This window comes from Streptococcus sp. CCH8-H5 (genome assembly GCF_001556505.1).
Classification (GTDB): Bacteria; Bacillota; Bacilli; order Lactobacillales; family Streptococcaceae; genus Streptococcus.
Genome location: NZ_LSIZ01000006.1, coordinates 1 through 26,028 on the forward strand (window position 1 = coordinate 1; position 26,028 = coordinate 26,028).

Here is a 26,028-nt window from a genome sequence, read left to right on the forward strand (position 1 = left end):
TACTCCTTGTCCAACCACTCTGGGCTGACACGATAGCCACGTTCCGCCATTTCTTGCATAATAAGCTCATGGTATTTAAACAAGCGATACGGTGAATAATCAAAAACATAGTTAACCGTCGCATGTTTGCGTTGCCATCCCTTACCACGAAGGGCGCAACATTCTCGGTGCTGCCCTAATAATTGCTGACGGGGTAGTTTTGCAATCAACTCTTGATGCCACAGTCTCATTTTGAACCCCCATTAATTAAGGTTGACTCCTCCAGATAGCGATTAGGATACTTGCTGAGGAGCTCTTTGACAGATTCCACTAAACCATGCTGAGGAATTTGGCCTGCTGCATAGCTATCTAACTGAGCCATAAACTTTTCCTTCTCACTAGTGGTTGCTTTTTTCTTAAAATACCCCCAGATATGTTGGAAAGCATTGACGACCTGACCAGGATTTTCAGGAAGGTCCAGGGCTTGATCAATGTAGGCCTGAACCTGATCCAAACTAACCTCATCATTCTTGAGATAGTTACGGATTTCTAAGTAAATCTTGTTTGAATGGCTGAGCACCAGGTACTTATTGGCTGCCCAAAGTCGCTCGCACTGGCGACGTGGATTGGTAGTTGTCATTAGGAACCTTCCTTGATTGCTTTTTATCAGTATAGCATAGTTTAAATGGGGATAATAGATTATGCCTTTGAGAATTTGAAGAGTGATTTTCAACTATTTTCAGAAAAGGGATTTTGTTTGGTTTATGTATAAGCGTTTGCTATACTTAAGGTATCAAAGAAAGGAGACAAAGCCTATGACATTGTCCAAAAAACTCACACTTTCTCTTGCCTCTATGGCAGTTCTTGGTCTTTTAGCAGCCTGCTCAAACCAGAAAGCTCAAACACCTGAAAGCTCTGCTAGCACCCAACAAAGTTCAAGTAAGGTTTCATCTTCACAAAGTTCTGAAGTTTCTAAACAGACTGAAGGGCTAGATGGCACCTATAAAGGAACTGATGAAAATGATCGTATTACTCTTACCATCTCTGGAAATACTGGAACTTGGGAAGAGGACGAAGCAGATGGCGAGAAGGAAAGCAAGTCTGTAACAGTTAACCCTGACAATCAAAGTCTAACGATTGGTGATGATACCAAATTCTACAAACTCGACGGTAATCAGCTGACTATTGAAGATGATGACCGTGATCCAAACGATACGGTTGTCTTGACGAAATAAAATGAAAACCTTAGCCAAACCACTCTCTGGAATTTAGCTAAGGTTTTTTATGTTATACTATAGGCAGAAAGAAAACGAATACAAACAGGAGGTTTACGATGACTCAAAGAAGATTATGGGTGACGCTATTTGTTGTGTCGATTATTGTAACTCTTATTGGACTGGGATTTTCTGTCTATAACTATTATGTCTTTGATAAACCCTTTATGACTACCACTACAAAAGGGTTACTAGCAGCATTTTTCCTGTGTGCGACTATGGTTGCCATCACCCTATCCAAATCAAGTAAGAAGTAAAGATATGAAAGAGGTATAAGTTTGTAGACTTATACCTCTTTTGATACAACATTATTTAATCTTGTGTTTGTTCATCTTTTCTTCAAAGATGTCTGTCATGATTTTACGCAACTCTTGGCATTCTTTTTCAGCCTTTTGATGATGAAATGTATCCTTGGCCAAACGAGTCACCTCCTAAAAATGAAACTGTGTCATTATATCAACAGATAGGAAAGAAAAGCTCCCACCGAAATTCAGTGGGAGGTTCAACTCTATTTCTATGATTTTCGTACCGCTACCAGCCAAGAGGCTAGCATGATTTCAAAAATGACCAGAAAGATAATCTGAGTGAGTGAACTCTGAACCAGCATAAGGACAGCCAGACTATCGATCAGCATATGAGCGAGGATACAAGGAACAGCTCCTTTCGAATACTCTTTGAGAGCTCCAAATAGAAAAGTATTTCCTAAAATCATCAGGTAAAAAATGAGATAGTTGGAGGAACCTGCTGTAATCCAAGGGAGTTGATAGATAGGGATATGCCAGAGGAACCAGACAATGGAAAGAACCATCATTTTAGTTATAAAGTGCTTACTAAAGTAAAGATGTTCTTGTAAAAACCAACGCCAACCTACTTCTTCCAGCCCCCCATATAAAAAGGTCCAGGGAAAATATAGTAAGAAGGCCAAGAGGGTGTTCCCAGTAAAGCTAACATTCCTGAGAAAGAATGAGATTCCATAGTAGATGACTGGAATGAAGAGAGCTAGAATCCAGGACAGGGGACTTTCTTTTTGAAGAAAGACCTTTTTGAAGAATTCACCCAAGGATTTGACTTCACTCAACACAAGAGAAAAGACAGCCGCCATAATCAATGGAACACAGTTCATTAGGATAAACAGTAGTGAGGCACCCAGACTACTTCTGTCTGGGAAACACCATAGGATAACTTGCCCTACTATATATGTAGCAAAGAGGGCAGACAGTGCATACCAGATAGCGACTGATTGTTTTGAAATAAATTTGCTCATTTTTTCTCCGTAACGGGATGGTAAAATTGACAGTATCTCTTTTTTATGGAAGGTTGATTCGTAATTGTAGAAATAAACACATTGTCTTTAAAAATCTTATTTAATCTTGTGTTTGTTCATCTTTTCTTCAAAGATATCTGTCATAATCTTGCGGAGCTCTTCTCCTTCTTTTTCAGGAAGGTCTCCTTGACGTTTCGCCACGGCATAGAGTTCAGGGTATTGCTTGGCTACACGCTCGACTGTCTTAGTCGTCGCATGCCCTCTGACAAAGAAAGGAATGCGTTTTATCCATTCTTGTGGTACGAGAGCGAGCAACTTCTTAGCCGCTTCCTTATCAGAAATCTCAGCCGTACTCAAACCTTTCTCGATTTGCTTTTGTTCTTGTTCTGTAAAATCTTTTAATTCCATAACTTGCTCCTCTTTATCTCTATATAGTAAATTTTACACCCATGCATGAGAATATACAACCGATTGAGATGGGATGTTGCTAGCTGTGAACAATAATAGAATTAGGAGAATCATGATTTCTTTTTTCCTAAAATACCGTACAAAAAGATCTGATGAATTTGCTCAACCTCTGTCTCTAAATTGTCACTATGGGATAATTGATTTCCCATACCATTAAGAGCATCCATGACATTTAAGATAAGCTCTGTCGATAGATCTTCAGCAATAAGGCCCTCTGCTTTTCCGAGATGAATATAAGAACGATAGATGTCACGTTTTTTTGCAGTGATTGCTTTCGTTAGGAGAGTTGAGAAAACAGAATCTTCCACCATTTTATCTTGAAAATAGTCCGAGATTTGCTGACTCATTTTCTCCTGACATAGGTCTAAAGCCTGGTCTAATTTTGTATTAAAAGCTAGATTACTTTTTAAAATATCCTCGGCTTGCTGGGTTATTTCTTCAAACAAGTCATTAACACAGAGAGCCACCAAATTATCTTTGCTCCCGAAATAATTGTAGATAGAAACAGGAGATACTTCTGCTACCTCTGCAATAGATTTTATACTCGTTTCCTTAAAACCTTTGTTTTTAAACAAACGCAAAGCTGCTTGAATAATCGCTTGCTTCTTTTTCTCAGTCGTCTTTTGATATTGATTCATGTGAATACCTCTGTTATTACCAATTGTAGCATAAGTTTGAAATATATGAGTATATATTTCATTTTTCCTTGCTATTCTTACTAGCTTTTTCTATAATAAAGTTTGAATTTAGACTATCTATATTTCAAACTTTATTTGCAAAAATGGGAGGGAACATGCTCATTCAATATCTTATAAAGCAATCTATAAATCCGAGTGGTCTTGTTGGCCGAGTGATTACCAACATCTGGTCGTCCTATTTTAAGGAACTCAGCCTTTGGGTAATAAAACAAACCACTATCCCTAACAATAGTCGTATTTTAGAAGTCGGTTATGGCGGTGGTAGCACTATCAAAAACCTACTTGCTTTAGATAAAAATCTTGACATTCATGGCATTGATATTTCCAAGGAGTCTTATCAAACTGCTAAACGGATGCTTTTAAAGTCAATAGAAAACGATAGTGTCCAGCTGATGGTTGGAAATGTCGAAAACCTTCCCTACCAAAATCATTATTTTGATTTTGTCTTTGCCATTCAGACCCATATTTTCTGGAAAGATTTAAAACAAAGCTTTCAGGAAATCTATCGAGTCATGTCCAATCATTCTACTCTGATTATTGCTTCCGAAAAAGAAAAAATACAGTATCATATGACAGATTATGGAACAAGTTCTGAATTGAGTCAGTTATTAACAAGTATTGGCTTTTCAAAGATTGAAGAAAGGCAAAATCACAAATGGGTTTTGTACATTGTTATTAAAAGACATTAGGAAATTGATAGACAAATTCCCACTTGACTTAAGAAAAGCTCTCCCCCTTAGCAACACGAAAAGAGAAGACTAAGTTAGTCTTCTCTTTGTGCAAGCTTTACGCTAGCTACTAAGCTAGACAAGGTGGGCAAAAACTTTATATTTTAACCTATAGTATGTCTATTAGTTGATAATCTTAACCTTTCAAAATTTAAATCCACTAGAAAATAAGGAGATAAGGATCTTCAAGATAAGATATAACTTGTGCTAAAAATTCAGCTGCTGGAAGGCCATCGATGATTTGATGGTCGAAGCTCAGACTCAATGGAAGATAGTCTTTTTGAACAACCTCTCCCTCCTCATTAAATGCCAAAGCTTGTTGAGTTGCTCCTACTCCAAGAATTGCCACCTCTGGGGAGTTAAGGATTGGTGTGAAGTATTCTACACCTGGCCCCCCTAGGTTCGTAATTGAGAAAGTAGAACCACTATATAGGTCAGATGGAAGTGTACCTTTTCGAGCTTGATTAGCCAGAGTCTTAATGCTTTGACCAAGATCTGCTAAAGTCATACGGTCTGCGTCTCGAATCACAGGGACAACCAATCCATCATCCAAAGCTGTTGCCATACCAATATGAATGCGTTCTTGAATCTGATGAATTCCGCCACCATACCAAGCATTCAAAGCTGGAAAATCTCTCAAAGCTTTGGTTACTGCTTTAGTTAATAGAGTTGTGATACCTAGTTCACCATTTTCAAGTGGAGTATGGACCTTGGCCTTAAGTTCTTTACGGAATTTCAAAAGCTCAGTTAAATCAGCCTTACGATGGAGTGTCACTTGAGCAGAAGAATGAAGACTGTTCATCATACGTTCGGCAATAATCTTACGCATGCCCTCTAGTCCCTCACCGTATTGGCCTGAGGTCATAGCTTGTGGTAGAGGTTCTACAACCTTATCAGCAACAAGACTTGATTGGTAAGCTTCTACATCACGTCTTGTAATACGACCATTTCCACCTGTCCCTTTAATAAGGGAGATATCATAGCCTTTCTCAGTAGCCATCTTACGAGCCACCGGTGTAATGAAAATGCGTTCACCACTAGTACGAGCTATAGGTGCTGTAGTAGATTTAGGACTAGACGGTGTTGAATCTTTAGCGACTTCAGTTGGAGCTTCCTCTTGTGCAGGAGCCTCTTGGGTTCCTACATCCTCTCCTTCCTGACCAACCCATCCAACGACTTCCTTACATTTAACTGTAACACCTTCACCATGCACAATGTCTAGAACAACCCCAGAAGCAGGGGATTCGACTTCACTAGTCAATTTTTCAGAACTAATTTCCAATAAAGGCTGACCACTTGTTACTGTATCACCAACTTGGACCAACCACTTTTGAATGAGTCCTTCAGTCATGGTTAGGCCGAGCTTGGGCATTAAAATTTCTGTTGCCATAAGCGCCCTCCTATCCTTTCAAGTCCTGAATCAATTCATCAGCTACTTTCAAAACCTTATCCGCATCAGGGATATAGGCTTGTTCTAAGTTTGTCGCAAATGGAACAGGAGTATTTGGAGCACAAACACATTTCACTGGTCCATCAAGATAATCAAAAGCTTTATCTGAAACTACAGATGCAATGTCAGTTGCAGTATTGTTATGTGGATTTGCCTCATCCACAATAATTAAACGACCAGTTTTCTTCACGGAATTTAACACTGTTTCTTCATCCCATGGAGCAACTGTACGAAGATCAATCACTTCTACAGAAATGTTGTCTTTTGCCAAGCGGTCGGCGACCTCATAGGCTACGTACAACATCTTACCAATTGTCACAATTGTTAAATCCTTACCTTCTCTACGAACGGCAGCCTTACCAATTGGTACAGTATAGTATTCTTCTGGCACTTCCCCTTTTAAGCCATAGAGGGTTTTGTCCTCAGAAAAAATAACAACATTATCATCCTCTATTGATGCTAGGAGTAATCCTTTGGCATCATAAGGGGTAGCAGGAACGACCACCTTAATACCAGGGATCGATCCAAATAAACCGTAATAGGATCCAGAGTGTTGCGCAGCAGCTGAAGCACCTGCCCCGTGCATAGTACGAACAACCATGGGAACTTTAGCTTTACCGCCAAACATGTAACGCATCTTAGATGCCTGTCCTAATAGGGCATCAAAACAGAATCCAATAAAATCATTAAACATCAACTCTGGTACAGGTCTTAGTCCCGTAAGCGCCATCCCCACCGAAGCTGATAAATAGCCGTGCTCAGAAATCGGAGTATCAATAACACGTTCCCTGCCATATTTCGGCATCAGTCCTCGTGTAATCCCCATGACACCGCCCCAGGCATCCTCGTTATTATTTTCTAAGTGTTCAACATTAACACCACCTGAGATATCCTCTCCTAGGAGAACAACTCGCTCGTCTCTTTCCATGGCTTGATCGAGCCCTTCATTGATGGCTTTCATAAATAATGTTTCTCTAGTCATTATGAATCCTCCTCAATCAGTCTGCAAATACGTCTTCGTAGAGAGCTTCTTCTTTTGGAATTGGGCTCTCTTGAGCAAAGTGGATTGCATCTTCAACATCTTTTTGTGATTGGGCAACAATCTCATCCAATTCATCTTGGCTAAGGATACCCTTTTCAGTTACCAGGTCACGAAATACTTCCAAGGCATCCACATCTGCCCATTCTTTTTCGATTCCATCTGGTGCTTTGTATTTTTGCTCATCTCCTTCGAAATGGCCATGGTTACGATAAGTAATAGCTTCAATTAACGTTGGACCATCTCCACGACGCGCACGTTCAACGGCCTCCTTAGCCACTTGATAAACAGCAAATAAGTCCTTACCATTAACGCGAACTCCAGGCATATTGTAAGCTTGTGCACGTTCAGCAATTGTTGGAGAACCTGATGAATACCATTGTGGTGTTGATTCTGCAAAAAGGTTGTTTTCATTTACAAATACCACAGGTAGATTCCAAATAGAGGCCATGTTTAAACACTCATGAAAATTACCTTCATTGGCAGCACCATCACCAAAGAAACATACAGCAACATCATCAGTCTTTAGATATTTGTTGCGCATAGCAGCACCAGTCGCAAGACCAAAGCCTCCGCCTACCATACCATTAGCACCAAGGATTCCTTTATCCAAGTCAGCGATATGCATAGAGCCACCCTTACCTTTACCAAGCCCAGTAGACTTACCAAAGATTTCAGCCATCATTTTTTTAAGGTCTCCACCTTTAGCCACACAGTGTCCATGTCCTCGATGTGTGCTAGTAATGTAGTCTTTATCAGTCAAGTTAGCACATACCCCAGTCGCAATAGCTTCCTCACCTGAGTATAGGTGAACAAATCCTGGAATTTGACCGATTGAAAAGAAATGTCGTGCATTTTCTTCAAAATTTCGAATATCCCACATTGTCTTATACATGGATTTAGCCTCTTCTTTTGAAACATTTTCCACACCAAGATCATGGGCAGTTTGAACCTTAACTTCTTCCTTGGTTAAGGTTTGTCCCTGATGTTTTTCTTTCATTAGGGCTTGTGGCAATTCTTGATAATGTGTCATATTGTTTCCTCCTTCTATAGAGAGCTTTATAAAAAACAAATATTATTGACAGATATATAGATTGAAAAATGAGAATGGCTGTGCTAAACCTATCCATCGACCTTAGGACCTTAAAATCAGTCTTGCAACTTCCTGAACCAACTCAGAAATTGTTGGATGTGCAAAAATTGTCTTATCAAGCTGATCAAGTGTTCCTTCAGCATCTTTCAAGACAATCAAGGATTGTAGAATATCAGTTGCATGTGGACCAACGATAACGGCACCTAATAGTAGATGATAGCGTTTTTCGGAGACAATTTTAACAAAACCTTTTGCTGAATTAGACGCAATGGCTCGACCATTATAAACATAAGGAAGTTGACCAACTGATATATCATATCCTTGTTGTAACGCCTCCTCTTCTGACAAGCCAAAGGAAGCAATCTCTGGCGTTGTAAAGAGCGACCGTGGAACACTTGAATTATCAACCGGTTCCTCAGCCTGACGACAAATGGCTCGAACAGCTTTGATTCCCTCGCTACTAGCAACATGAGCTAACATATATCCAGGAATCAAATCCCCAATCGCATAAACACCTGATTGAGATGACTCGTAATAACTATCTACCTTAATAAAGCCTTTTTCGGTCAGCTCCAAGCCCATCATTTGGGCTAACTCAATATTTGGCTTACGCCCTGTTGCTACAAGTAAGTTATCATAAGAGTAGGACTTGCCATCTGCTAAAATTACAGCATTTTCTCTAACCCTATCTATGCTAACTCCCTCCAGAATGGTAATTCCAAGTGGTTCCATCTTTTCTCTAATAATGGAACGTGCTTCGTCATCTTCAGTTGCTAAAATTGTTGGTGCAACCTCTATCACTGTCACATCCACACCAAGTGGAGCCATGGCAAAAGCTAACTCAACGGAAATAATACCTCCACCAATGATAATTAAACGTTGAGGAAGTTCCTTTAAGTTGAAAAAGTTATCTGTTGTCAAGTAGTCAACATCGTTAATACCAGGAATTGGAGGAATAAATGGATGACTACCCGTCGCCAAAATAACAGACTTACCTGAGACTCTTTCACCATTAACTTGGAAGGTTTTATCAGAAATATAAGCTGCCTCACCTTCAATATAGGTGATACCTAATTGTTTAAAACTTGATTGAATACCAGACTGTAGTGTTGCTACGACTTGATCTTTGCGAGCAACAAGTTTTTGAAAATCAAGATTATCATTTAAAACTGTTACTCCATACTGAGAGGCTTCTTTAGCAGCTAATAGCCAATGAGCATGTTCAAGATAGGCTTTGGATGGGATACAGCCAACGTTCAAACAGGTGCCACCTATGGAGTTTTTCTCAATGACAATTACCTTTTTACCTAAACGGGCAGCTTCTTCAGCAGCAACATAACCACCAGGACCTGCCCCTATAATGAGAATATCACATTGACTCAAAACAATACTCCTTTCTAGAATGGAAGTCGGCTGTTAGCCGAACCACTTCAAGTAGGACAAAAACTCGGAGATGTTTTTGAAAGCGCTTTCTATGCTTCAATTATAAAACTAATACTTATGAAAATCAAGTAATTCACTGAAAATGTGATGTTTTGGTGGTGAAAACATTCACAAGCAATGCAAACGTTTGCCATTCTCTAATCGGGATGATGTTAGCACTTATACTTTGCTGATTTGTATAAAAACTAGAAAAATACAAATCTCCCCCAATCATTAAATAATTCTTCAAAATGTTATAAAAAACACTCTAGCCTCTATAGCTTGGATAAAACTATAGAAATTAGAGTGCTTTTACTATTAGAAAGAATATGTATATGGAGTTAAAAAGGAATTTGAATTAATCTAAAGAAAGTTGATTTTTCAACTGAATAATATTATAAGAATATCGATTTGTAGTTATTTTGAAAGTAATCTTATAAGTGAGTAATTAGGAGTAGAATATGACAACTCTATTTTTTTGTAGAGTAGCTTTTGTAGCTTTTATGTGAAAAATCAACTGACTATTTAATTATTTATCGTCCTTTTTAATCATATTTTTCACACCTTCGATAGCTCCTTCAACAGCATCTTTGGCATCTTCGGCAACTTCTTTCACTTTTGAGACTGCTTTTTCAGCAGCACCCTCTTTTTCTGTTTTTTTATCACCAGTTACTTTTCCGAAACCTTCTTTAATAGCGCCTTTAGCTTGGTTGAGTTTTTCTTCTACTGACATAATTTTATCCTCCTTTGGACATAAAGATTTTTAAATATGAACGCTCTTAAACAATACATTCAAATTTTTAAGTATAACAAGATAAGTTAAATTATAGCTTTTGTGTTGAAGTCGAGTCATAAACAGCTTGAACACCCTCACTAACGTTATCTTTATTTGCTGATAAAGCATTAGCTAGTCCATGTTTACCACTTTTTTAATTTATCGGCACTAAGTTTGCTAGTTGATTGTAGTCTTCCTATCGAAATATTGAAAATTATTCTTTTTTTCCTAAGAAAAATGATACTACTGCAACAACAATAACTGCCCCTAAAATTGATGGAACTAAGGCCATTCCAGCTAGTCTAGGTCCCCAAGAACCGAAGAGTGACTGTCCAACAGATGAACCAATTAAACCTGCAAAGATATTGGCAATTATTCCCATGGAACCTCCCTTTTTAGTGATTCCACCAGCAATAAAACCTATAAAGCCTCCGACAATAATAGCCCAAAGCATAATGTCTCCCCCTTTCTAAATAGAGGAAAGTTAGATTGTTTGGAAAATCAAACCATCTAAAGAGTTACATTTTAGCTAAAACATTTTTTATATTAATCTTAACAATCATAAGATTAATGTTAGTATATACCTGTTAATAACAGTATAAGGTAATCAAATTGATAAGTCAATGAAAATGTTTGCGCTTACACAAAAATAGACATGAAAACCATCCTGGGCTTTTGCAATCGCTTGCATAGTTTTACAATTTCTCTTATCTCATTTTTTTGTTAAAAATCTACACATACTTCTACTATTATTAGGACTTCCTCTAAATGGATTGATTTATGAATAAAAAGTTTGATTAAACTGGTACATTCATATGATTGATTAGCATTTTAGCCACAAAAAAAATAGCCCTAAGACGTTCGAGTGACGAAAGTAAAAATAAAATGTATAATTGAGACATGTAAACCCTTACACATTTTTCTTTAAATGGTAAGTATCTAACAAAATAGTATAAATAATACACCAAACACTACATCACTTTCAGTAGGAATTTAAAATTAATATGGAGTAGTGAATTGATTACAAATTGAAAGTAGAATATAAAACACACCCAGGTAAAGAAGTTACAATAATAATGGCCAATGATTTAGATACGTCGTCAAAGAGTGAGCTTAAAAAGTTGACTATAGTAACAAAAAGGAAGTACTGTTATGGAAAAAGTTTTGAAGGATGGTAAACTTTATTCTCTAATAGAATTTAGGGACAAAATCTATGAGGATTTAGATTTATCAAAAAGTGACTTAACCACTTTATTGTGTGCGATATTGATTGCATCTATTGGTTTGAATATGAATTCTATTCCAACAATCATAGGGGCAATGTTGATTTCTCCATTGATGACACCTATCCTTGGAGTAGGTTTTGCGTTAGCAATATTAGATACAAAACTTCTCAAAAAATCGTTTAAAGTTCTTTTTATTCAAGTTGCAGTAAGCCTTTTAGCCTCTACACTTTATTTTTTACTTTCGCCCATTTCTTACGCAAGTACGGAAATTATTGCTAGAACTTCGCCCACAATTTGGGACGTTGTAATAGCATTCGTCGGTGGATTAGCCGGCATTATTGGAGCACGAAAGAAAGAAGCTAATAACATTGTTCCTGGTGTCGCCATTGCAACTGCTCTTATGCCACCCGTTTGTACCGTGGGGTATTCTATTGCCACAGGAAATCTTGAGTATATGATAGGGGCGTCATATTTGTTCTCCATTAACTGCAGTTTTATTATGATTGCTACATATATTGGCACTAATGTGATGATGGTTAATAATCCTTATGTTAAACATAATCGTAAAGCCTCTAAAATGCGAAAAATATTAATTCTAGTCTCGCTTGTTCTTATTATTCCAAGTTTAGCTTCTGCAACTACCTTAGTTAGAGATACGCTAATCAATGAGTCTATCAATAATTATCTATCTGATCAATTTGAAAACCATACTATTTTGAAAAAGAAATATAGTAAAGAAAACAATACACTAAAGCTAACCATTTCAGGTAAATATCTTTCAGAAGCTGAGTTACAAGGTATCATTAACAAACAAAATGAATATGGTTTGAAAAATATCTCGATTCAGGTTTCACAATTAACAAATGATAGATTAACTGAAAAAGAATTAGTCGACTACATCATTCAATATAAAAACGATGATGATCTTCAACAAATAGAAAAGGATAAGTAAAAAGAATCCCCAAATAACAACAAGTAATGTGAGATATTAATTTGATAAGCATAAGAAACCGTTGAAAAGTATTGTCACTAGTAGTCCATAGGAGAAAATAGCAATGAAAAAAGTAATGATAATTATTAATCCAACTTCTGGAGGAGAAACAGCATTAGATTATAAAGAGAGCTTGGAGAATAAGGCTAAAGAGTATTTTGATTATGTTGAAACTAAGATTACGCAAAAAGCCAAAGATGCAACTCAATTTGCTGAAAAAGCCTCTAAAGAAAAATATGATGCAGTAATTGTTTTTGGTGGAGACGGTACTGTAAATGAGGTTATTTCAGGGATTGCTGAAAAAAATCACATTCCAAAACTTGGGATTATTCCTGGTGGAACTGGTAATTTAATCACTAAGCTATTAGAAATCAACCAAAATATTGATCAAGCGATTGAAGAACTTGATTTCAATTTTACTAAAACCATTGATGTTGGAAAAGCTAATCAAAATTATTTTGGCTATATTTTTAGTGTTGGATCTTTACCAGAAGCTATTCATAACGTTGATATTGAAGATAAAACAAAGTACGGTATCTTTGCATATGCAATCAATACGATGAAGTCCGTTGTGGAAGACGATGTATTTAATATTCGTATTGAAAGCGAAAATGGCAATTATGAAGGTGAAGCTAGTCAGGTCTTAGTTCTTCTATCTAATTACTATGCAGACAAAAAACTATTTGATGAAAATACAGATGGATATGGAAATATCTTGATTTTAAAAGATGCATCCATCATTTCTAAATTATCGACTATCCCAGATTTGTTAAAAGGGGATCTAGTAGGTAACGATAATATCGAATATATCAAAGCGCGTAATATTAGGATTTCTTCAGAGGTTGAGTTAGAGTCAGATGTTGATGGAGACAAATCGGATAATCTTCCAGTAGATATAAAAATACTAGGGAACCATATCGAAGTGTTCTCAGGCACCAAAGTATAGTTTTTTTCCTTCTACTTCTCCAACAAAAAAATTTTAAATGATATAAGTTACTGCATCAACAACAATAATAGTCTTGTCCTTTTTGAAGTTAGGATATAAGTCAAAGGTAAGTAAATTACTTTTAATATACGGAGTTAAGGCGTTTTTTGATTCATGTCTAAAAACTTTTCGGAAGCATCAACTGTGATGGTAGTTTTCGAGCATAACAAAAAGTAGTGAAGAGATTCCATCGTCGGAATCTTCTTCACTACTTTTCTTCTCTCTTTCCTACTCAATCACCAATAGCAGCATTTCAGAGTTTCCACTCTTCAATCAACCAGTCCGAAAAAGCATCATATCTTTCTTGGAGATGGTCATGATGACCGTAAGGGTCAAGTGCTGAATAAGTGGACAAGCACTGTTTTTTGATGCATTCATGTACTTCTTTGGCAAAGCTAGGAGCCTTGGCCAGTCTATTCTTATGATTAGCCCCTTCGGTCAAACCGTTACGTAAATAGACCGAGCAAGACTTATTAAGAAGCTGATGGGATTGGCAGTAATCTACAAAATCTGGATACCAAAAGGATCCACAAATGGAAAAGATAAAAGGCATCTTATCACTGCTATAAAGACTGTGGATAGCAGCCAGTCCACCTAGCGAGTAGCCTCCGTAAGCCATACGACTGTCATCCAATCGAAACTCCTCTTGGATGCTATTTAAAATATGGCCAAATAGTTGGTCATGATAGCTGTCTAGCTTGCCACCAAAATCAGGACTTCCAGGTCTCAAAGCCTGAGCATACCAAGGCGTCAAATCATCCAAGCGATTCTTGGGCTCAAGGCCTATCAGGATAACAGAATTCGCTAGTTTTCCCAGATAATCCAGTTGTCCATCGTTCAGAAAAACAGCTGGATAAGTCTTAGTAGCATCATAAGACTCAGGAAGGGCAATCGTCACTCGAATGCTATGGCAGACAAAGTCTTTATTTATTAACAAAGTCATTAACCTTCTCAAGAGAATCAATCACAGATGGACCGTAATCCATAAGTTCATCATAAGAAATAGTCATGATTTTCTTGTTTTTAACAGCTGGTACATTTTCAAGAACAGCGTTCTTTTCCATCTTGTCTGTAGCATCCTTGTCCATGGCCTTATTACGGTCACTAGTTACATAGATAATCAATTCTGGTTCCATAGACACGAGATTTTCCAGAGTCAAATCTGATGTTCCTGTCGCAACATTGGTATAGCCAAGCTGATTAAGCATACTTTCTTGAAGGGCAGATTTGTAAGTTCCAAAGGTCTCATCGTTGTAGGCACACATGATCAGAGCCTTCTTCAAGTCTTTGTCAGAAGACTTGTTTTTCTTTTTAACGGCGTCGATACGCTTTTGGAGTTGTCCTGCATACTTGTCTGCCTTGTCTTGAACGTTGAAAATGTCACCAATATTTTTAACATCTTCGATAATATTATTCAAATCTTGTTTGGTTGTTGAAACAGAAGCTTTTTGCGTATAGACGGGAATGTCGTTGCTGTTCCACGTGCTGATGGTTCCCATTGATTTGTCTGAGAACATCATGTTACGACCAATAAGGGCATCAGGTCCGTAAGCCAAGATGGCTTCTTGAGAGATGGTCTTCTTATCACCGATATGTGGGATTGAGGCAATGTCTTCCTTATATTTATCGGTTACTTCATTGTCAGGGTTAAGCATACCGACAATCTTGTCTTTTAAACCAAGCTCAATCAAGATTTCCGTTGATGAAAGGTTGTTTGTGATAACCTTTTCTGGTGCCTTTTTGAAGACTTGATCTAGCTCAGTTCCTTGATCGTCATAAGTTTTGACGGTCAAAGGATACTGGGTTTCTGAGTTAGTCTTTTTCACCGTTTCTTTTGCTGCTGATGACGATGATGTGCTGTTTTTATATGTAGAACTGCATGCTGTCAATGTGAGGACTGCTGCAGCGATTAATGCGATACCAAAAGTTTTCTTGTTCATAAGGCCTTCCTTTCCTAGGCTTATAAATACTGAATCATTGCCTGCTGGTCATCCGTCCAGGTAATACGACTCTGAACATCATAAACCGCCTGCAAGGATTGTGGGGTTACGGCATCCCTTGGGACACCTTGGGCAATAATCTCACCCCCTTTCATTAAGTAAATATAATCTGAAAAACGACAGGCCAATTGAATATCGTGGAGAACTGCGAGAACATTAATGCCGAGTTCCTTGACCAAGGCCAACATCTCCAACTGATACTTAATATCCAAATGGTTGGTAGGCTCATCCAATAAAAGAAGGTTGGGTTCCTGAGCCAAAGCACGCGCTAGGATAACTCTTTGTTTTTCGCCACCTGATAAGGACGAATAATAGCGTGTCTTCTTTTCAGACATGCCAACCTTGTCTAGGGCATCCTGGACGAGCAAGTGGTCCCGCTCCGATTCTTTTTGTAGAAAGGAAAGATGGGGCGTTCGGCCAAGCATGACAATTTCTTCCACCGTGCAATCAAATTGAAGGGTGTTAAACTGTGTCACAACGGCCATTTCTTTTGCAGTTTCCTTTAGACTTACCTGATCTAGGCTTTTTCCATCAAGTAAAATATGACCGCTATCTGGTTTCAACTGGCGGTAAATGGTTTTGAGCAAGGTTGATTTCCCACTCCCATTTGGTCCTAGTATGGTCTGGAATTGCCCACCTTCAACCTCTAGAGAGACACCGTTTAGGATTTTTTTCTCTCCAATCGAATAATGAATATCCTTACACTTTACATCCATAAGTCTAAACCACCTTCCTACGATTTTTAGTCACAATATAAATAAAGAAAGGTGCGCCAACCAAGGCTGTAAAGATACCGATAGGTAACTCCGCATTTTTAACGAGGATTCTAGCCAAGACATCTGCCCAAACCACAAATAAGGAACCTAGGAGAGTTGCTACTGGAAAAAGCTTACGATAATTAGTCCCGACTAAACTTCTGGCAATATGAGGGGTAATCAAGCCCACAAAGCCAATAATACCACAACTAGCAACCAAGACGGCTGTTATGATCGCAACGATGGCGATATAAAGATACCAATAGAGTTTAAGTGGGATCCCTAAAGTCAAAGCTGTTTCATCGCCCATCATCATGGCATTAAAAACACGATACTGTGTTGAGAAAAAGAGAAAGGCCAAACCAACCACTACTGCTGGAAGCATCAAATCTGACCAAGATGTTCCTGTCAATGAACCCATGGTCCAAAACTTAATTGTCATGACACTGTCCGCTGTCGCTCCAATAGAGATTATAAAATTGGCAAAGGCAATAAAGAGGGCATTAACAACCGTTCCAGATAAAATCAAGCCAGATGTGGTCACTCTCCCCTGCATAGAGGCAATAATTAGTACAAGAACCGTCGCTAAGATAGCACCCACAAAGGCACCCAAGCCTACTACAGTTTTAAGGCCTAAAATGATGGCAAAGGTTGCTCCAAAAGTTGCACCCGCCGAGATGCCTAAAATGTAGGGTTCGGCAATCGGATTATTGACGGTTGACTGCATGACACTCCCAGACATGGAAAGGCCTGCACCGACTACTAGCCCTAGGAGAACCCTCGGAACTCGCATATTCCAGATAATAGCTTCAAGTGGTTTGGCAATGCTTTGACTAGCAATCGGAAACCCCAATTTTCTGAGGATGACACCATAGGTATCACCTATATCTATAGTGACCGCTCCTAAGGACACTGCAACAAAAACTGACGCTACTACTAAAAATAGAAGCAAACAGAGCAGGCTTAGATAGCGGGAAAAAACAAGGTGTTTTGTTTTTTTAAAAGGCATTAGCACCTCCTTTCCACCTGTAATGTCAGAAAATTTTGACAATACATTTTCTAGTATAACATGCCTCAAAAAGAAGGGCAAGGTCATTTGAGTGGAAAAAAAGAGCAGTCTTGAACTACTCTTAAGATTTAACTTTCTCCACACTGCTACTAGCAATTCTCATGGCAAGAAGTATTATCAGCACCTTAATCACAAGGGATAACCAAAGGCTCTCAACTAATGACAGTTGCGATAAAGCATTGATCAACGCATGTGTCATCACACAAAGCCAAAGGCTTCTGGTCTTTGTATAAATAGCGGATAAGATGAAACAATTGCTTAATAAGCCTAGCAAAAATGGCAGTAAATGAACCGTGGCCATAGACCCATCAATATAAAAATAGAGTAAATGCCACAGTGACCAAGCTACAAAGGTACAAAGCGTGGACACTAGATAGGTCAACTTTTCTTGCAAAGTAGGCTGGAAAAAATAACGCCAACCAATTTCTTCGATTCCACCAAAGACGAGGGCTTTTACAAATAAAATTATGGGGAGATACCAAGTTGGAATAATCATTTCCCCACTAAAGACCTGTGGTAAAAAATCCAAACCTATAAAAATGAGGACTAAGAGATAGTTAAGAGGAGCTTGTTTGACTTGGAAAAAATCTCTGACAAGCTGTTTAAAACTGGAGTGATGATAGCGGATGCTAATAATTGCTCCCCAAATGGCTGAGGACAAGCCACCTAACATAAGGGTAAAGAGGCCAATTGGAGTCCCATAATCAACCCTAACTTCTCCTGCTCTTAAAATCAAGACAATGAGACTAGCTAATAAAATTTGTCCAAGGGTGCCCGCCAGATAAAGCAACAAGGCTTGTTTTCTATTCATATCTTGATTCCTTTTTCTACCCTATTAAAACTGTCGTCCCACCTTAACCTAGTCCATATCCACCCATTTGCCATTGTCCATGATAAAGGGTTTGGCTAGACCTGGTCCGGTATAGTCCTTGTACTTGGTTGTGAGATACTTGTAGCAATCTTTTTTGCTGGCAAATTTAATGGCTTGGTAGGGCTCTTCAAAGGTCAACTTTTCAACAAATAAGTAGCCATCCGTCGTAGGCACCAAGACTCCGACGTGACCGACAAAAAGGGAATCACCATCCAAATTATCGTGGACAACAACCGACAGCATGCGTGCCTTGTCATCAAAGGTGAACTGTTTGTAGTAATCCTCCATATGCTTGGCGTGAACCTTGACATCTTGGGTAGCTTCGGTCTTGACCCTTGAAAAAAGAATGTCAAAGTTTGCCTGGTCCTTGGCATTAAAGAGCTTGCCCTTGTCAATGGCGTCCTTGTCTTGGAAAAGGAGCTCAGTATCACTTTTGACTTGAGGAATCTTGATTTTGCCTTTCAGTAGCGTGTAGGTGTTGATACGGCAGTTGGTACCGATAAAGTCACCATGCTTGGCTGTCCACAGGCTACTGATTTTTTCCACATCATAGTCTGTTTTGGTAAATGGCGCAAAACTCCCAGAAAGACCAACAGAACCCACGGTGTCATTGTAATCAGTGACGAGATTGATAAAGTTATCCACACTCTCCTCGTCCAAATGTTTCGAGAGAATGGAACGCACCTCATTAAGACTGGCCTTGCTATTAAGGTTGGAGTAGCTTGGTTTTTCCTCCTTTTTGTGGATATGTGCAAAAACTGCTAAACCGACAAGTAGCAGGCTAGAGATAGATAAAAGAATTAGCGTCTGTTTTTTCAAAGTTTTCATAGGCGCCTCCTTGGCTTCATTATACCAGATTTTGACAGCTACTTATTCTCAGAATACTTTTCCACAAGAAAAAGCCTTGTTGCCAAGGCTTTAGATTGAAGATATTGGCTTTTACTAGTCTCCAAAAACTTTACTTGTCATTCACAATATTGGCAAAGGCTTCTTGGATGTCCTTATTATTGGTAGGGTACATATAATACATGTTCTCAGGATTCCCCTGATTTTGCATGGAAACTAGGACCACTGGTTGACCTTTATGGATGGTGAAATGGTAGAGAATCATGGCGGAACCTGAATACCCGTAGCTGTCTAAAATGATATAGTCGGCTGTCCCTGTACCATCGTCAGAAAAGGCAACGTCTACCTTTTGTTGGTTGGTCATTGGGGCATTTTGTTCTGTCTTTTCACCTACAATAATGCGGTTATTTTTAGCAAAAGACATGGCACCAAAGAAATCGTCACTTCCGTTAGGTGTTAGCCTTCTATAACTTTCTTGATTCATCTTGTGCCCAAACTCCACCATGTAACTTGCGAGCTTGGCAGCCTTGTCACTATTCCAAAGGGCTGTCGTATTGGTTGGGCTAGTCTGGCTGGACTGACTCTTGCTTTTCACTCTGTAATAAGACGTGTAAACCACCCCTGGCCCAGCAGACTCTGGAATTTGAACCAAACGATCTGTGTCTTTGACAGAATTGTCCGGAGACGGTGCTGCTTGATTGGCTGGCACAGGCACAAAAGGATTGACCCCATGCCCTGGACCATTGTCCGCAAAATAAAACATAGGCTGACCGTTGAAATCTTTAACGACAGTCTTGCCATCAGTACTTCCTGTCTCTTCAGACTTTGTGAGCCCTGACTTGGTAATGGTCACAACATGACTACCGTCAGAAACCCAGTCACCTTCGATGCTTGAAAAATCACCATTTCGAATAGCATCCACATCCATGGCAGGCGTTTTAGCTTCTGATGAGGCATTCTGACTTTGAGAACTAGAGTTTGAAGACGACTCAGAAGCTCTGGAACTCGATTGTTTAGACTTGTCTGAGGAAGACGTTTGACCAGTCTGACTGCTTGACGAAGAGACCGCAAGGGATGACGTTTGTTGAGCTTGTGAATGAAGGGAATGCCAAGCAAAAATGGCACTACCACCAAGAAGCGTCATACAAGAAACTGCAAGAACTGACGCTACGACCTTATGAGTCACAACATACTGACTTAAGGTTTGCCAAAAGCTCTTCTTAGATGCTAACAATAAGCTCTCTACTTCTACTCGATTGGCCAAGAGACTACCATTTTGTATCGCCTCGTCGACCTCTGTCAACTTTGGGCGACGTCCATAAATCTTTATAAAATAGGTTAACCATTCTTCTGCTTTCATCTCATCTCCTTTTTGAAGCGTAATAGTTTCATTGTAGCATAAATTAGGGATTCTAGTTGACTTGTAGAAAAGAAAAAACTGCAAGCAAGTAGCCGCAGTTTGTGTATAAACTTGGTTCTTATTTCTGAGTATTGCCAAGTTTTTTAAGATAAGTATAGCCCAGATAGAAAAAGAAAAGCGCTAAAAGAATAAAGAACCCCATGACGAGTTTGGTCCCACCTAATTGATAGGCAATGTAAACAAAAGTATTAACCTTGATCTGACCACCCGTTTTTTCCAATAGCGAAAGGCTCTGTGAGTAATAGTGACCAAGCCAAATAGCTCCTAGCCCTAATAACGGATAAATAATGACACCCAAGATAGGGTTCTTTTTTAACAAATTATCTAACATACATCCCCCAATTTTTTTAATGCTATAGTAATAGCTTACCAAAGAATGACTAGAAAAGCAAAGTGCCTCCCATTGCACAACAATCAAAAGGAACCGAGCCAAGAAGCTGGTTCCTTTGTAAATCTAAAAGACGACACGTGTTCCATGAACTTGCTCAAGACCAGGTATGGCAAGAAATTGGTCACGATTAGCCACGGAGATACCACCTCCTGCTAAAATATCCAACTGACCGTCTGCTAGCCCAACCAATTCTGCATAACGTTTCAAGCGTAAGTCTAGAGCAGTCTCAGGAGTTCCAGCACGGGTAAGAAGACGCATCACACCGTGATCCTTAAGCCACTGAATAGCACTAGGCTGAGCTACTTTAGGAATTTGGTCAAAGGCCATATGCATGGTGACCTCTAAGCCTCGACCAGTATCTAGCAAGGTCTTTAGAGCTTCTGTATCGAGTTGGTTTTCTGAAGTCAGAGCACCTAGTGCAAAGCCGTCAACACCCAACTCACGCGCACACTTGATATCTTCTAGCATGATAGCTAATTCCTGCTGGCTATAGACAAAGTCGCCCCCTCGTGGACGAATCATCACTATCACTTTAGCCTTATAATCCTTGGCAAACTCAACAGCCGCCTTTATGACACCATAAGAAGGTGTCGTGCCTCCAACAGCCAGATTATCACACAACTCCACGCGTTGAGCACCGGCTTGAAAAGCTTTTTCTAAGTAAGTCACATTCTCTGCACAAAATTCATACATTGGCATACTGAACCTCCAATTAGTTGTAGTAGCAAGGTGGTTACTACTTCTTCTTTTGTGGAAAAAGGGGAAGGCCGAGCTTGGCAATCTTTTCAACCGGGGTCTTCATGCCATCCTTGACCCATTTGAAAATTACTGAAACAATAGCCGAGCTCCAGAAGGAATTAAGGTAGCTACCGGCACCATTTGATGAGCTACCATTTCGTTTTTCCAAAAAATCATAGACCGCCTTGGTCAATACTTGCTCAAAATTATAATCAATAGCAAGACTGATGATTTTGGCTTCTTTTTTGACTTCCTTAAGAAGATAAACCCAGACTTGGTAAAGATCTGTCTTGAGATTATAGCCGTCCAAAGACTTGGTAATCTTTGCAATGCTAGACTCAAAAATAGACTTCAAAATCTCTTCCTTGGAACCATAATTGCGATAAAAGGCAGCACGGGATACACCTGCACGCTCAACCAGTTCCGATATGGTAATCTTTTTCAAGTCTTTTTTCTCCAACAATTGCAGGAGAGAAATTTCGATGGATTCTCGTGTAATTGCTTTGTTTTCTTGGTTAAATCGTTTGAGATTTTCCAAAGATTTCTCTGAGATTTTTCTTTCTGCCATAACATTCACTTTCTAACTGTCACACCTGATGAGATCTGCTTTAATAGCAATGCACTTCATGATAAAATTGTAAAAGAAGACAAATAACTTGTCAATGTACATTATGCAGATATGAGGTGTAACCTATGAAATGGAAAATTATTGCGGATTCAGGCTGTGACTACCGTTCTTTGGACAATCTGGCACCAGATACGGAGTTTGTCAGTGTTCCTTTGACTATCCAAGTGGGCGAGACCATTTACAGGGATGATGCCCAACTCAATATTGATCAAATGATGGAGGAAATGTATGCAACTACGACTGCTTCTAAGTCTGCCTGTCCGAGTCCTGATGATTATATGAAATCCTTTGAAGGAACGGACAATATAGTCGTCGTGACGATCACTGGAACCCTTTCTGGTAGCTACAATAGTGCTGAAATCGCTAAGAAAATTTATCTGGAAGAGTATCCTGATACTAAGATTCACGTGATTGATAGCCTGTCAGCTGGTGGCGAGGTCGACCTTATCGTTCGTAAACTCAATCACTTAGTCGCTGAAGGCCTTGATTTTGACCAAGTCGTTGATGGCATCACAGCTTATCAAGCCAAGACTAAGTTGCTCTTTGTTTTAGCCAAAGTTGATAATTTGGTGAAGAATGGTCGTCTAAGTAAACTAGTTGGCACCGTTGTTGGACTCCTCAATATCCGTATGGTCGGTGAAGCTAGTAAGACAGGTACTCTTGAATTGCTTCAAAAAGCCAGAGGTCAAAAGAAAGCCATCAAAGCTGCCTTTGATGAACTCCTCAAGGCTGGTTATGCTGGAGGCCACATTACGATTGCCCACCGCAACAATGAAAAATTTATCGAGCAATTCTCTGAATTGGTTCGTGAAAAATTTGCCCAAGCAAGCATCGAAGTCCTTCCTACTTCTGGACTCTGTAGCTTTTATGCTGAAGAAGGCGGACTCCTTATGGGGTATGAAATTTAAGACGACATTGAAAAGAGGCTGGACTACATGTTCGGTCTTTTAAAAATCAGATTATGCTATTTGATAATCAGCAGAATAGGATTATAAAACTAAAAATTCTTTCTTGACAAATCAACGTAATCGCTTTCATCACCCCCTTCATTTATGGTAAGATGGAAGTGACGCATTAGTGTCATATTCTTAAAAATTAAAATACCCTTATTAAACATGGAGACGCTTTATGAAACAGAAACATTCACATTTTCTAATCCCTGGAATCCTTCTTCTAGGGATCGTTTTGCGGGCCCCGTTCACAACCTTGTCTACGGTCTTATCAGACATTGCTTCTGGTCTAGGCGTTGAGGTCAGTTCTCTCGGTCTCTTGACAAGTCTCCCTCTCTTGACCTTTGCGATATTCTCACCTTTTGCGGCTAGCTGGGCCAAACGCTTTGGTATAGAAAGACTCTTCCTCGGTGTTTTAATTGTGATGACACTTGGTTCTGCTTTGCGTACCCTTAATCTCCCTCTTCTTTATGTGGGAACGCTGTTAGTCGGAGCTGGAATTGCCTTTATCAACGTCCTTCTCCCAAGCCTAATTCAGGCTAACGAGCCAAATCAGTTAGGATTCTTAACCACACTCTACATTACAGCCATGGGATTATCCACAGCCGTAGCTTCATCAGTTGCCGTTCCAATCACTAAGGCAACCTCATGGCAAGGCTTGGTCTGGGTATTGACAGCGGTCTGTGCCCTAGCTCTTGTGATTTGGCTCCCTAATGTCCGTCACAATCATTACTTAGAACAAGATACTTCTACCAGCGAAAATTCAGGCAGTTGGTATAAGAGTGGCAAAGTATGGGCCATCATGATTTTCGGTGGATTACAGTCACTCTTCTTCTATACCACTATCACTTGGCTTCCAACCATGGCTACACAAGCCGGTGTCGGCGAAGCCAATGCCGGAATTCTAGCTTCCGTTTTCACACTGACGAGTATTCCATTCTCTATGATTGTTCCTAGCCTAATCACGAAACTTTCTGATCGCAACCGCCATTTGATGCTAGTGACTACCGTCCTAGCAGGACTTATCGGAGTGGCTATGCTTCTAGTCAATACAGACAGCTTTGTGTATTGGTTGGTCCTTAACCTCTTAATCGGAAGTTCTGCTAGTGTCCTATTCCCTTACATGATGGTTTCCTTTTCAATGAAGGCTAGCACGCCTGAAAAAACAGCCCAACTATCAGGTTTAGCCCAAACCGGAGGCTATATCTTTGCAGCCCTTGGTCCAGTCTTGTTCGGTTCAAGCAAACAACTCTTTAACTCTTGGACCCCTGCTGTTTTAATTCTTCTTGTCTTGACCATAATCATGGGAATTGCCCTTTACAAAGTTGAAAAAACAGACCTTATTTTGTAAGAGAAAAACTAATAAAAGAAAATGCCCCACAAGTTGTAGCTTGTGGGGTGTTATTTTGCGTGCGGCGAATGAATGCAACTTTTAAATACAAAGGTCGAAGTATTCGTATTTGTCTTTCGACAAGTTCCCTTAACCACAGAACCCTATTTCTCTAGCCAAAAGAACGCTTGGTTTAACATCTCTTTTGCTTGTCCAATGATACACGGTCCATGAGAAATAATAATATTCTTAGGTTCCCATTTCTTTATTTTATGATAACTCTTCAATGCTTGTTTTTTACCAAATAAAAAGGTCATTCTTAAATCTCTTGGTGTTTTACCATTTGGATAGTGATTATCACCTATTTTTAACAGTAGCTTTTCAAAAATCGATAAATTTTCTGTTTCTATGTTTTCAATAAGATCCGTTAAAATTAGAGTTGAACTTTCAGTATGGAAAAAAACAACCTCTTTCACGTAAAAACTTCCCTCAAATGTTGTAAAACAAATTTCCTCGTTCCAATTGGCTTTCTCTAGTTCATGACCATAATATAAATTCATTCCCGATTTTCTGGCATGCTTTTGAACACCACTAGCTAGCCATACTTCTGCTTCCGGAAATAGTTCGTGCCACTCATTTATATAACTATAATGTAAGACATTGGGTGCAATAAGGTGTTTTACCTCACCTAATTGCTTGATTTCAAAAAGTAAATTATCACTAGGCTTAATCGGCGAATGCACCCAAAGACCACCATTCTGCAGACGGATAACTGTCATTCTAGTTGAAAAAGGCACTTTGAAGAGTTTGAAATTCATCAGTACTTCTTCCCCATCTACAATCCAGAGGTTATCTGCTATCTTTTTTAATGAATTGAGCGGACTATATTTTTTGACTTCCATGAAACTCTGCTTTCTAAATTAATAAAGTATAATCAATCGTTATTCTCCAAAAATGGTACCACCAAATCAATCCACTCTTGAGGCAGGTAAGCTGATAGATAGCCATGGTTATACCCCTTTGCTTCATACAGGATAGTGTTGGGATGTAGCTGCTGAAATAATTTCGCCGATGCTTTCACACAGTTTAATTCTTTTTCACCATAGATATACAGAACCTGGGCCTTGCTAGCAGAAATCGTCTCCTTCAGCTTGTAACGCCCCATATAGGTTTTGTAAATGGTCACCAATGTTTTGATAGGTGTCCTTGGCAGATCCTCTAAATAATATGCTTTTATCTCCTCTGGATAAGCCAGTTTAGGATAGAGTTTGTCCATCATGCTTAATTGAAGTTTGCAAGAGAATTTACTGAACATCAATTTACCAAATAGTGATACTAGAAAGATGCTGATTTTAGCTAACCTTGGTTGAGGAATACAGATGCTTCCATCTATGATGGCCTTCTCAGCTATCTCGCTGTCTAAGGATAAAAGTTCCATGGCAATTTGACCACCAAGAGAAACGCCACCGATCGCAAACAACTTTCCACCATAGTTTGCTTTGATATAGTTTAGGATCTCCAAAGCAGAATCTTCCGTAGAAACATAATCGAGTTGATACTCTTCACCATGGCCATTAAGTGTAGGTAAAATGACATGGTAATTATGAGACAGGAGACGAGCTTGTCTAAGATAATTCC

General features: G+C 39.2%; 30 protein-coding genes. 7 read left to right on the plus strand and 23 right to left on the minus strand.

The window, feature by feature from the left end; translation table 11 throughout:
- Together AX663_RS00160 and AX663_RS00165 are read right to left on the minus strand one after the other, a co-directional pair.
- On the minus strand, positions 1 to 230 hold a 230-nt coding region (locus AX663_RS00160; RefSeq protein ID WP_231724195.1), incomplete at its 3' end, for a TIGR02328 family protein.
- Positions 227 to 619 carry a YbgA family protein gene (locus tag AX663_RS00165; protein WP_060972385.1) on the minus strand — a complete coding sequence of 131 codons (393 nt, stop codon included), beginning with the start codon at positions 617 to 619 and terminating at the stop codon, positions 227 to 229. The genes AX663_RS00160 and AX663_RS00165, both read right to left, overlap by 4 nt.
- A 175-nt stretch (positions 620 to 794) precedes the next feature.
- Between AX663_RS00165 and AX663_RS00170 the strand changes: the two genes are divergently transcribed.
- Complete coding sequence (locus tag AX663_RS00170) at positions 795 to 1,214, plus strand: SP_0198 family lipoprotein (protein ID WP_002890547.1); 420 nt, start codon at positions 795 to 797, stop codon at positions 1,212 to 1,214.
- Between the two features lie 98 nt (positions 1,215 to 1,312).
- Entirely contained in the window at positions 1,313 to 1,510 is a 198-nt protein-coding gene (locus tag AX663_RS00175; protein WP_048674353.1) for a hypothetical protein, read from the plus strand.
- 257 nt (positions 1,511 to 1,767) lie between these two features.
- Here AX663_RS00175 and AX663_RS00180 read toward each other — a convergent pair whose 3' ends face one another.
- The 3 genes from AX663_RS00180 to AX663_RS00190 form a co-directional block, all read right to left on the minus strand.
- Positions 1,768 to 2,517, minus strand: a complete 750-nt coding sequence (locus AX663_RS00180) for a CPBP family intramembrane glutamic endopeptidase (protein ID WP_060972386.1) — start codon at positions 2,515 to 2,517, stop codon at positions 1,768 to 1,770.
- Positions 2,518 to 2,613: 96 nt separating this feature from the next.
- The gene (locus tag AX663_RS00185; RefSeq protein ID WP_002890543.1) at positions 2,614 to 2,925 is read right to left on the minus strand and encodes a hypothetical protein; all 312 of its coding nucleotides are present in this window, start codon (positions 2,923 to 2,925) and stop codon (positions 2,614 to 2,616) included.
- Between the two features lie 110 nt (positions 2,926 to 3,035).
- Positions 3,036 to 3,623, minus strand: a complete 588-nt coding sequence (locus tag AX663_RS00190) for a TetR/AcrR family transcriptional regulator (RefSeq protein WP_060972387.1) — start codon at positions 3,621 to 3,623, stop codon at positions 3,036 to 3,038.
- Between the two features lie 155 nt (positions 3,624 to 3,778).
- On the opposite strand from AX663_RS00190, the gene AX663_RS00195 reads away from it, so the two are divergent.
- Entirely contained in the window at positions 3,779 to 4,372 is a 594-nt protein-coding gene (locus AX663_RS00195; protein ID WP_060972388.1) for a class I SAM-dependent methyltransferase, read from the plus strand.
- A gap of 199 nt (positions 4,373 to 4,571) precedes the next feature.
- On the opposite strand, the gene AX663_RS00200 is transcribed toward AX663_RS00195, so the two are convergent.
- From AX663_RS00200 to AX663_RS00225, 6 genes are all read right to left on the minus strand, one after another.
- On the minus strand, positions 4,572 to 5,801 hold the full coding sequence (locus AX663_RS00200; protein WP_060972389.1) for a dihydrolipoamide acetyltransferase family protein: 1,230 nt from the start codon (positions 5,799 to 5,801) through the stop codon (positions 4,572 to 4,574).
- 10 nt (positions 5,802 to 5,811) lie between these two features.
- Positions 5,812 to 6,843, minus strand: coding sequence for an alpha-ketoacid dehydrogenase subunit beta (locus AX663_RS00205; protein WP_002890539.1), 1,032 nt, complete (start codon positions 6,841 to 6,843; stop codon positions 5,812 to 5,814).
- Positions 6,844 to 6,859: 16 nt separating this feature from the next.
- Positions 6,860 to 7,933: a thiamine pyrophosphate-dependent dehydrogenase E1 component subunit alpha gene (locus tag AX663_RS00210; protein WP_049545232.1), complete on the minus strand. Its 1,074-nt coding sequence runs from the start codon at positions 7,931 to 7,933 to the stop codon at positions 6,860 to 6,862.
- Positions 7,934 to 8,035: 102 nt separating this feature from the next.
- Positions 8,036 to 9,376 (minus strand): dihydrolipoyl dehydrogenase, encoded by a 1,341-nt coding sequence (lpdA, locus tag AX663_RS00215; protein WP_060972390.1) that lies wholly within the window; start codon positions 9,374 to 9,376, stop codon positions 8,036 to 8,038.
- 568 nt (positions 9,377 to 9,944) lie between these two features.
- Positions 9,945 to 10,148 carry a CsbD family protein gene (locus tag AX663_RS00220; protein WP_004182825.1) on the minus strand — a complete coding sequence of 68 codons (204 nt, stop codon included), beginning with the start codon at positions 10,146 to 10,148 and terminating at the stop codon, positions 9,945 to 9,947.
- Positions 10,149 to 10,404: 256 nt separating this feature from the next.
- Positions 10,405 to 10,644, minus strand: coding sequence for a GlsB/YeaQ/YmgE family stress response membrane protein (locus AX663_RS00225; protein ID WP_002890536.1), 240 nt, complete (start codon positions 10,642 to 10,644; stop codon positions 10,405 to 10,407).
- A 698-nt stretch (positions 10,645 to 11,342) separates the two neighbouring features.
- On the opposite strand from AX663_RS00225, the gene AX663_RS00230 reads away from it, so the two are divergent.
- Positions 11,343 to 12,368, plus strand: coding sequence for a DUF389 domain-containing protein (locus AX663_RS00230; RefSeq protein ID WP_060972391.1), 1,026 nt, complete (start codon positions 11,343 to 11,345; stop codon positions 12,366 to 12,368).
- A 103-nt stretch (positions 12,369 to 12,471) separates the two neighbouring features.
- On the plus strand, positions 12,472 to 13,353 hold the full coding sequence (locus AX663_RS00235) for a diacylglycerol/lipid kinase family protein (protein ID WP_060972392.1): 882 nt from the start codon (positions 12,472 to 12,474) through the stop codon (positions 13,351 to 13,353).
- Between the two features lie 292 nt (positions 13,354 to 13,645).
- Here AX663_RS00235 and AX663_RS00240 read toward each other — a convergent pair whose 3' ends face one another.
- The 10 genes from AX663_RS00240 to AX663_RS00285 form a co-directional block, all read right to left on the minus strand.
- Entirely contained in the window at positions 13,646 to 14,335 is a 690-nt protein-coding gene (locus AX663_RS00240) for an alpha/beta hydrolase-fold protein (RefSeq protein ID WP_060972393.1), read from the minus strand.
- Entirely contained in the window at positions 14,316 to 15,332 is a 1,017-nt protein-coding gene (locus AX663_RS00245; protein ID WP_021144450.1) for an ABC transporter substrate-binding protein, read from the minus strand. The genes AX663_RS00240 and AX663_RS00245 overlap by 20 nt, the downstream gene beginning before the upstream one ends.
- Positions 15,333 to 15,352: 20 nt before the next feature.
- Positions 15,353 to 16,108 carry an ABC transporter ATP-binding protein gene (locus AX663_RS00250; RefSeq protein WP_060972394.1) on the minus strand — a complete coding sequence of 252 codons (756 nt, stop codon included), beginning with the start codon at positions 16,106 to 16,108 and terminating at the stop codon, positions 15,353 to 15,355.
- A gap of 4 nt (positions 16,109 to 16,112) precedes the next feature.
- Entirely contained in the window at positions 16,113 to 17,156 is a 1,044-nt protein-coding gene (locus tag AX663_RS00255; RefSeq protein ID WP_060972395.1) for a FecCD family ABC transporter permease, read from the minus strand.
- Between the two features lie 121 nt (positions 17,157 to 17,277).
- Positions 17,278 to 18,027, minus strand: coding sequence for a CPBP family intramembrane glutamic endopeptidase (locus AX663_RS00260; RefSeq protein ID WP_060972396.1), 750 nt, complete (start codon positions 18,025 to 18,027; stop codon positions 17,278 to 17,280).
- Positions 18,028 to 18,075: 48 nt separating this feature from the next.
- Positions 18,076 to 18,915 carry a DUF4300 family protein gene (locus AX663_RS00265; protein ID WP_060972397.1) on the minus strand — a complete coding sequence of 280 codons (840 nt, stop codon included), beginning with the start codon at positions 18,913 to 18,915 and terminating at the stop codon, positions 18,076 to 18,078.
- Positions 18,916 to 19,045: 130 nt separating this feature from the next.
- The gene (locus tag AX663_RS00270) at positions 19,046 to 20,293 is read right to left on the minus strand and encodes a DUF4767 domain-containing protein (RefSeq protein WP_060972398.1); all 1,248 of its coding nucleotides are present in this window, start codon (positions 20,291 to 20,293) and stop codon (positions 19,046 to 19,048) included.
- 118 nt (positions 20,294 to 20,411) lie between these two features.
- The gene (locus tag AX663_RS00275) at positions 20,412 to 20,684 is read right to left on the minus strand and encodes a hypothetical protein (protein WP_003094891.1); all 273 of its coding nucleotides are present in this window, start codon (positions 20,682 to 20,684) and stop codon (positions 20,412 to 20,414) included.
- Between the two features lie 123 nt (positions 20,685 to 20,807).
- Complete coding sequence (locus tag AX663_RS00280) at positions 20,808 to 21,443, minus strand: copper homeostasis protein CutC (protein ID WP_060972399.1); 636 nt, start codon at positions 21,441 to 21,443, stop codon at positions 20,808 to 20,810.
- Positions 21,444 to 21,480: 37 nt separating this feature from the next.
- Positions 21,481 to 22,050, minus strand: a complete 570-nt coding sequence (locus AX663_RS00285; protein ID WP_060972400.1) for a TetR/AcrR family transcriptional regulator — start codon at positions 22,048 to 22,050, stop codon at positions 21,481 to 21,483.
- Between the two features lie 125 nt (positions 22,051 to 22,175).
- Between AX663_RS00285 and AX663_RS00290 the strand changes: the two genes are divergently transcribed.
- Positions 22,176 to 23,018: a DegV family protein gene (locus tag AX663_RS00290; RefSeq protein ID WP_060972401.1), complete on the plus strand. Its 843-nt coding sequence runs from the start codon at positions 22,176 to 22,178 to the stop codon at positions 23,016 to 23,018.
- 220 nt (positions 23,019 to 23,238) lie between these two features.
- The gene (locus AX663_RS00295) at positions 23,239 to 24,411 is read left to right on the plus strand and encodes a CynX/NimT family MFS transporter (RefSeq protein WP_060972402.1); all 1,173 of its coding nucleotides are present in this window, start codon (positions 23,239 to 23,241) and stop codon (positions 24,409 to 24,411) included.
- A gap of 143 nt (positions 24,412 to 24,554) precedes the next feature.
- On the opposite strand, the gene AX663_RS00300 is transcribed toward AX663_RS00295, so the two are convergent.
- Together AX663_RS00300 and AX663_RS00305 are read right to left on the minus strand one after the other, a co-directional pair.
- Positions 24,555 to 25,292 (minus strand): DUF4336 domain-containing protein, encoded by a 738-nt coding sequence (locus AX663_RS00300; protein ID WP_060972403.1) that lies wholly within the window; start codon positions 25,290 to 25,292, stop codon positions 24,555 to 24,557.
- A 32-nt stretch (positions 25,293 to 25,324) separates the two neighbouring features.
- Positions 25,325 to 26,028: alpha/beta fold hydrolase (locus tag AX663_RS00305; RefSeq protein WP_060972404.1), on the minus strand; the 704-nt coding region annotated here is incomplete at its 5' end.

Coding starts and splice junctions, on each gene's coding strand:
- AX663_RS00245 (WP_021144450.1), bottom strand. CDS start 15,332: ATGAACAAGAAAACTTTTGGTATCGCATTAATCGCTGCAGCAGTCCTC.
- AX663_RS00240 (WP_060972393.1), bottom strand. CDS start 14,335: ATGACTTTGTTAATAAATAAAGACTTTGTCTGCCATAGCATTCGAGTG.
- AX663_RS00260 (WP_060972396.1), bottom strand. CDS start 18,027: ATGAATAGAAAACAAGCCTTGTTGCTTTATCTGGCGGGCACCCTTGGA.
- AX663_RS00200 (WP_060972389.1), bottom strand. CDS start 5,801: ATGGCAACAGAAATTTTAATGCCCAAGCTCGGCCTAACCATGACTGAA.
- AX663_RS00290 (WP_060972401.1), top strand. CDS start 22,176: ATGAAATGGAAAATTATTGCGGATTCAGGCTGTGACTACCGTTCTTTG.
- AX663_RS00300 (WP_060972403.1), bottom strand. CDS start 25,292: ATGGAAGTCAAAAAATATAGTCCGCTCAATTCATTAAAAAAGATAGCA.
- AX663_RS00210 (WP_049545232.1), bottom strand. CDS start 7,933: ATGACACATTATCAAGAATTGCCACAAGCCCTAATGAAAGAAAAACAT.
- AX663_RS00280 (WP_060972399.1), bottom strand. CDS start 21,443: ATGCCAATGTATGAATTTTGTGCAGAGAATGTGACTTACTTAGAAAAA.
- AX663_RS00205 (WP_002890539.1), bottom strand. CDS start 6,843: ATGACTAGAGAAACATTATTTATGAAAGCCATCAATGAAGGGCTCGAT.
- AX663_RS00180 (WP_060972386.1), bottom strand. CDS start 2,517: ATGAGCAAATTTATTTCAAAACAATCAGTCGCTATCTGGTATGCACTG.
- AX663_RS00185 (WP_002890543.1), bottom strand. CDS start 2,925: ATGGAATTAAAAGATTTTACAGAACAAGAACAAAAGCAAATCGAGAAA.
- AX663_RS00255 (WP_060972395.1), bottom strand. CDS start 17,156: ATGCCTTTTAAAAAAACAAAACACCTTGTTTTTTCCCGCTATCTAAGC.
- AX663_RS00285 (WP_060972400.1), bottom strand. CDS start 22,050: ATGGCAGAAAGAAAAATCTCAGAGAAATCTTTGGAAAATCTCAAACGA.
- AX663_RS00250 (WP_060972394.1), bottom strand. CDS start 16,108: ATGGATGTAAAGTGTAAGGATATTCATTATTCGATTGGAGAGAAAAAA.
- AX663_RS00190 (WP_060972387.1), bottom strand. CDS start 3,623: ATGAATCAATATCAAAAGACGACTGAGAAAAAGAAGCAAGCGATTATT.
- AX663_RS00265 (WP_060972397.1), bottom strand. CDS start 18,915: ATGAAAACTTTGAAAAAACAGACGCTAATTCTTTTATCTATCTCTAGC.
- AX663_RS00230 (WP_060972391.1), top strand. CDS start 11,343: ATGGAAAAAGTTTTGAAGGATGGTAAACTTTATTCTCTAATAGAATTT.
- AX663_RS00270 (WP_060972398.1), bottom strand. CDS start 20,293: ATGAAAGCAGAAGAATGGTTAACCTATTTTATAAAGATTTATGGACGT.
- AX663_RS00295 (WP_060972402.1), top strand. CDS start 23,239: ATGAAACAGAAACATTCACATTTTCTAATCCCTGGAATCCTTCTTCTA.
- AX663_RS00235 (WP_060972392.1), top strand. CDS start 12,472: ATGAAAAAAGTAATGATAATTATTAATCCAACTTCTGGAGGAGAAACA.
- AX663_RS00275 (WP_003094891.1), bottom strand. CDS start 20,684: ATGTTAGATAATTTGTTAAAAAAGAACCCTATCTTGGGTGTCATTATT.
- AX663_RS00220 (WP_004182825.1), bottom strand. CDS start 10,148: ATGTCAGTAGAAGAAAAACTCAACCAAGCTAAAGGCGCTATTAAAGAA.
- AX663_RS00175 (WP_048674353.1), top strand. CDS start 1,313: ATGACTCAAAGAAGATTATGGGTGACGCTATTTGTTGTGTCGATTATT.
- AX663_RS00225 (WP_002890536.1), bottom strand. CDS start 10,644: ATGCTTTGGGCTATTATTGTCGGAGGCTTTATAGGTTTTATTGCTGGT.
- AX663_RS00195 (WP_060972388.1), top strand. CDS start 3,779: ATGCTCATTCAATATCTTATAAAGCAATCTATAAATCCGAGTGGTCTT.
- AX663_RS00170 (WP_002890547.1), top strand. CDS start 795: ATGACATTGTCCAAAAAACTCACACTTTCTCTTGCCTCTATGGCAGTT.
- AX663_RS00165 (WP_060972385.1), bottom strand. CDS start 619: ATGACAACTACCAATCCACGTCGCCAGTGCGAGCGACTTTGGGCAGCC.